This window comes from Blastococcus sp. CT_GayMR20 (assembly GCF_004570345.1).
Window position 1 is genome coordinate 1 of sequence record NZ_SPQM01000222.1, and the last position, 5,463, is coordinate 5,463.

Below are 5,463 nucleotides of genomic sequence, written 5' to 3' on the forward strand. Positions count from 1 at the left end.
CCGACGGTGACGTTGCGGCCGACGACCAGCGGGAATCCGGGGTCGGAGTGCAGGGTGCAGCCGTCCTGGACGTTCGACCCCTCGCCGATCTCGATGGTCTCGTGATCGGCGCGCGCGACGGCGCCGTACCAGATGCTCGCCCGCGGCCCCATCGTGACCGCACCGACGACCACCGCGGTCGGGGCGACGAACGCCTCGTCGTCGATCTTCGGCGCTCCGAAGGGCAGTTGGGCGATGTAGTTGTCGGCCACGCGTTCTTCTTACCGTCTCAGATCAGGCCGTGCGCATGCACGGCCTCGGCGACCTCGAGGAAGCCGGCCACGTTCGCGCCCAGGACCAGGTCACCCGGGGAGCCGTACTCCTCCGCGGTCTCGTGGCAGCGGGTGTGGATGCCGCGCATGATCTCGGCGAGCTTGGCCTCGCTGTGCTCGAACGTCCACCGGTCCCGCGAGGCGTTCTGCTGCATCTCCAGAGCCGAGGTCGCCACCCCTCCGGCGTTGGCGGCCTTCCCGGGAGCGAACCGGATGCCCGCCTTCCGGAAGAGCGCGACCGCATCGGGAGTCGCGGGCATGTTCGCGCCCTCCACCACGTACCGGCAGCCGTTGCCGATCAGGACCTCCGCCGCGGCGCCGTCCAGCTCGTTCTGCGTCGCACTGGGGACGGCGACCTCGCACGGCACGTCCCAGATGCTGCCGCCGTCGACGTAGGAGGCGGAGCCCACCCGGTCGGCGTAGTCGGCGATGCGTCCCCGCTCCACCTCCTTGACCTGCTTGAGCACCTCGAGGTCGATGCCGTCCTCGTCGACGACGTACCCGGCGGAGTCGGAGCAGGCGACGACGGTCCCGCCGAGCTGGTGCACCTTCTCGATGCCGTAGACCGCGACGTTCCCCGAGCCGCTGATCACGACCCGCTTGCCCTCGAAGGAATCACCGGCGGCGGCCATCATGGCCTCGGCGAAGAACGCGGCGCCGTACCCCGTGGCCTCGGTGCGGACCAGCGCTCCACCCCAGCCCAGACCCTTGCCGGTGAGGACGCCGGACTCGTAGCGATTGGTGATCCTCTTGTACTGGCCGAACAGGTAGCCGATCTCCCTGGCGCCCACGCCGATGTCACCGGCCGGGACATCGGTGTACTCCCCGATGTGGCGGTAGAGCTCGGTCATGAACGACTGGCAGAAGCGCATCACCTCGGCGTCGGACCGGCCCTTGGGGTCGAAGTCCGACCCGCCCTTGCCGCCCCCGATGGGCATGCCGGTCAGGGCGTTCTTGAACACCTGCTCGAACCCGAGGAACTTGACGATCCCCAGGTTGACCGAGGGATGGAAGCGCAGGCCGCCCTTGTACGGGCCGAGCGCCGAGTTGAACTCCACGCGGAAACCGCGGTTGATCTGCACCTCGCCGGCGTCGTCCTGCCACGGGACGCGGAAGATGATCTGGCGCTCGGGCTCGCAGATGCGCTCGATGGTCTTCATCTCGGCGTACTCGCTGTGCCGCCCCAGGACGACGGCCAGCGACTCCAGCACCTCGCGGACGGCCTGGTGGAACTCCTGCTCGCCCGGATTGCGCCGCAGCACCTCCGCGTAGATCTCCTGCACCTTCGCAGGCACGTCCACGTGCACGCGGGTCCTCCTCGTTGTGGATGGTCCCCGCAGTCTCGCAGCCGGTCAGCCGGCGACCTCGCCGAGGGCCCGGGGGACCTCCGCCGGCAGCTCGCGGGCGAGGAAGCCGAGCCGGCCCACGGACGACGCCAGCCGCTCACCGCAGCGGCCGTGCACGAAGGCCGCCCAGACGGCCGCCTGCGCGGGATCGGCGCCGCGGGCCAGCAGCCCGCCGGTGATCCCCGCCCGGACGTCGCCCGAGCCCGAGACGCCCAGGCCCGCGTTGCCGCTCACGTCCTTCCACAGCTGCCCGTCCGGGGTCGCGATCCAGGACGTCGCCCCGCCGAGACCCACCACGGCCTGCGTCCGGCCGGCCAGGTCGAGCGTGGCGGCCGCCGGGTCCTGCTCGACCTGGTCGTCCTCGACGTGCAGCGAGCGGGCGATCTCCGTGGGGTTCGGCGTGAGCACCGCCCGCCCCTCCAAGTGGAGCAGGCAGGTCTCGTCGGCGGTGACGCAGGCCAGGCCCAGCGCGTCGAGGGCCAGCGGCCCCTCCAGGTGGGGCAGCAGCCGCTCGCCGAACGCCTGCGTCTCCTCGACGTCGGTCATGCCCGGCCCGAGCAGCACGGCGGCCGCCGCCTCGGCCAGGTCACGGACGACGTCGGCCCCGCCGGCACTGATCGCCCCGCCGTCGGTCTCCGGGAGCGCCCGCACCAGTGCCTCGGGCAGCGCGGCGGCGGCGAACGGGGCCAGCGAGGCGACGGTCGCCACCTGCAGCTTCCCGGCGCCGGCCCGCATCGCCGCCTCCGCGGCGAGCAGCACGGCGCCGAGGGTCTCGGTGCTCCCGCCGATCACCAGGATCGAGCCGCGGGCGTTCTTCCCGCCGGTCGGCTCGGGCAGCTGCCAGCTCCGCAGCACCTCGGGGGTGACCAGCGTCGGGTCAGGGGTGCTGCGCGGCATCGGGTTCCTCGGTGACTTCCTCGTCCCGCTCGACCAGGTGGTCGACGTCGTTGAACGACACCAGCTCGAGGTCGCCCCCGCCGTTCAGCTCGTACCGGGTCAGCGAGGCGTTGGCGACCTGCTGCTCCTTGTCGACGGCGAGGAGCTGCTGCTCGGTCAGCTCCTCCAGCACGTACCGGAAGACCATGATCACGGCCTGGTGCGCGACGACGAGCAGCCGCTCGCAGTCGTGCCGGAGGGCCTCGGTGGCGAGGAGGCTGCGGATCCGCAGGGCGACGTCGGCCCAGCTCTCGCCGCCCGGCGGCCGGTAGTAGAACTTGCCCAGCAGGTCACGCCGCCCCGCCTCGTCGGGGAACTGCTCGCGGATGCCGGCCCCGGTCATGCCGTCGAAGGCGCCGAAGTCGCGCTCGCGCAGCCGTTCGTCGGTGCGCACCCGCACGTCGAGCCCGGCGGTGGCCAGCTGTGCCGTCGTCAGCGCCCGCGCGAACGGCGAGCTGAGGACGGCGGTCGGCCGCTCGTCCTCGGGCAGGGAGGCGAGGTGCCGGCCCAGCGCCTCGGCCTGCGCCCGGCCGGTGTCGGACAGGGGGACGTCGGGGTCGCGGACGTCCAGCTCGAGCCGGCCGGCACCCGCCTTCTGGGCGTGCGCGTCGGCGACGTTGCCGATGCTCTCGCCGTGCCGCACCAGCCACACCACGGAGGGGGCGGGTTCCCGGTCGCTCATGTGGCACTCCCGTCCGTACCGCACCCTGCGGTTCCCCCGGACGGCGGTAGCCGCGCAAGGGAGCCCCGAAACCGTCACCACCCGACGGCAGGATGAACCCGTGACGCTTCCCACCGACCTGCCGGTGCTCCCCTTCCCTGACCAGGCCGCGCTCGAGGCCTGGCTCGAGGCGGAGCACGAGACCGCGCCGGGGCTGTACGTCAAGCTGGCGAAGAAGGGTTCGGGGATCCCGTCGATCAACTGGGAGCAGATGGTCGAGGTCCTGCTCTGCTTCGGCTGGATCGACGGCCGGGCCAACCGGCTCGACGACTCCTTCTACCTGCAGCGGGTCACGCCGCGGCGCCGGAAGAGCGTGTGGTCGCAGAAGAACGTCGCGACCGTGGAGCGGCTGATCGCCGGGGGCCGGATGCGCCCGGCCGGTCTCGCCGCGGTCGAGGCCGCGAAGGCCGACGGGCGGTGGGAGCGCGCCTACGCCGGGCCGGCCACCGTCACGCTGCCGGACGACCTCGCGGCGGCGCTGGACGCCGAGCCCGCGGCCCGGGCGGCGTACGACGCCCTGGACGGCACCAACCGCTACGCCGTCCTCTGGCGGGTGCACACCGCCGGCACCCCGGCGACGCGGGCGAAGCGGATCGCGGCGGCCGTGCAGATGCTGGCCGAGGACCGGCGCATCCACTAGTCCGCGGTGGGCTTCTCCCGCCAGAACGCGGCGTCGCGGGAGCGCCACCAGAGCATCAGGACGACGCCGGCGAGCATCACGCCGACCCCGATCACCAGTGGTGGACCGACCCCGAACCACGCCTGCCCGGTGTAGGAGTTCTCAGCGTCGGCGAGGTCGCGTACCGACAGGACGAGCAGCCAGGCGAGCATCGCCGCACCCGTGAACGGGCCGACGCCGAGCAGCAGGAAGTCCCGCACGCTGCGCAGCAGCCTCCGGCGGAAGTACACGGCGCACGCGAGGCCGGTGAGCGCGTAGTAGAGCGCGATCAGCAGCGACAGCCCGGTGATCGAGTCGTACAGCGCGTTCTCGCTGACCAGGCCGACCCCCAGGTACCAGGCGATGCCGACGACGGCGACCCACCACGTGGAGACGTCCGGCGTGCGGTGCAGGGGCGAGATCGAGGCGAACCGGCGGGGCAGCGCGGCCCGCCGTGCCATCGACAGGCCCGTCCGCGACGCCGGGATGATCGTCGTCTGGGTGGACGCGATGGCCGACGTCGCGACCGCGAGCAGGACCACCCAGTCCCAGCCGCCGAGCGCCTCCGACGACAGCAGCGCGAAGACCGCCTCCTCCTCGTCGGCGTTGCCGGCCAGCCAGTCGGTGCCTGCGAAGGAGACGACCGCCGTCCCGACCGCGAGGTAGGTCAGCAGCAGGACCACGGTGGACAGCACCGCGGCCCGTCCCGGCGCCGTCCGGGAGTTCGTCGTCTCCTCGGTCAGGTTGACCGCCGACTCCCATCCCCAGTAGGCGAAGACCCCGAGCAGCAGGCCGCCGGTCAGGGCCGCTCCTCCGGCGCCGAAGGGGTCCAGCCATCGCCAGGACGGCGTCAGCGCGTCGAACGGGCTGTCACCGGCGACGCCGCGGGAGATCGCCACCCCCGCGAACACGGCCAGCGCGACCGTCTGCGCGAGGATCAGCCCGTTCTGCAGCCGGGCCGACAACTCCGTCCCGCGCACGCAGATCCAGGCCATCAGCACGATCAGCGCCACGGTCAGGACGGGGACGGCGAGCGGCGACTCCGTCCAGCCGTCGAGCCCGGCGGCGAGCAACGTGAACCGGACCCCGACCTCCGCGAGAGAGCCGAGGACCAGGACGCCGGTCATCGTGATGGCCCAGCCGCCGATCCAGCCGGCCCACGGCCCCATCGCCCGGGTGACCCAGCTGAACGTCGTCCCGCAGTCGGGATCGGCGCGGTTGAGCGCGGCGAATGCCCCGGCGATCAGCAGCATCGGCACGAAGGACGCCAGCAGGACGCCCGGCGCGTGCACACCCACGAGCGCGACGACCGGCCCGAGGACGGCGGCCAGCGAGTAGGCCGGCGAGGTCGCGGCGAGACCGATGACCAGCGCGTCGAGGAACCCGACGGCGTCCGGCCGCAGGGTGGCCTCGGCGGGCGGCTGGACGGACGTGCCGGGGGCGCTCACCCGGTCGGTTCTGCCACCCGGAACGGCAGGGGGCAAATCAGCC

General features: G+C 72.8%; 5 protein-coding genes and 1 pseudogene. 1 reads left to right on the top strand and 5 read right to left on the bottom strand.

Annotated features, from left to right (window positions below):
* The 4 genes and pseudogenes from E4P40_RS25930 to E4P40_RS25945 all read right to left on the bottom strand — a co-directional run.
* A pseudogene (locus tag E4P40_RS25930) lies at nt 1–251 on the bottom strand (gamma carbonic anhydrase family protein); the annotation flags it as partial.
* 17 nt (nt 252–268) lie between these two features.
* On the bottom strand, nt 269–1,618 hold the full coding sequence (gdhA, locus tag E4P40_RS25935) for an NADP-specific glutamate dehydrogenase (protein WP_209305524.1): 1,350 nt from the start codon (nt 1,616–1,618) through the stop codon (nt 269–271).
* Nucleotides 1,619–1,663: 45 nt separating this feature from the next.
* A complete protein-coding gene (locus tag E4P40_RS25940; RefSeq protein ID WP_135161201.1) occupies nt 1,664–2,554 on the bottom strand; it encodes an NAD(P)H-hydrate dehydratase in 891 nt (296 codons plus the stop codon).
* Nucleotides 2,535–3,275, bottom strand: coding sequence for a histidine phosphatase family protein (locus tag E4P40_RS25945; RefSeq protein ID WP_135161202.1), 741 nt, complete (start codon nt 3,273–3,275; stop codon nt 2,535–2,537). The genes E4P40_RS25940 and E4P40_RS25945 overlap by 20 nt, the downstream gene beginning before the upstream one ends.
* A gap of 100 nt (nt 3,276–3,375) precedes the next feature.
* Between E4P40_RS25945 and E4P40_RS25950 the strand changes: the two genes are divergently transcribed.
* Nucleotides 3,376–3,954 carry a YdeI/OmpD-associated family protein gene (locus tag E4P40_RS25950; RefSeq protein ID WP_209305525.1) on the top strand — a complete coding sequence of 193 codons (579 nt, stop codon included), beginning with the start codon at nt 3,376–3,378 and terminating at the stop codon, nt 3,952–3,954.
* Here the strand turns inward: E4P40_RS25950 and E4P40_RS25955 are convergent.
* Nucleotides 3,951–5,463 (bottom strand): APC family permease (locus E4P40_RS25955; protein WP_348519656.1); only part of this gene is annotated, 1,513 nt, incomplete at its 5' end. The two genes, E4P40_RS25950 and E4P40_RS25955, sit on opposite strands and share 4 nt — an antisense overlap.

Bases quoted from the DNA above. Each gene is read 5' to 3' on its own strand.
- E4P40_RS25940 (WP_135161201.1), bottom strand. From the start codon at position 2,554: ATGCCGCGCAGCACCCCTGACCCGACGCTGGTCACCCCCGAGGTGCTG.
- E4P40_RS25945 (WP_135161202.1), bottom strand. From the start codon at position 3,275: ATGAGCGACCGGGAACCCGCCCCCTCCGTGGTGTGGCTGGTGCGGCAC.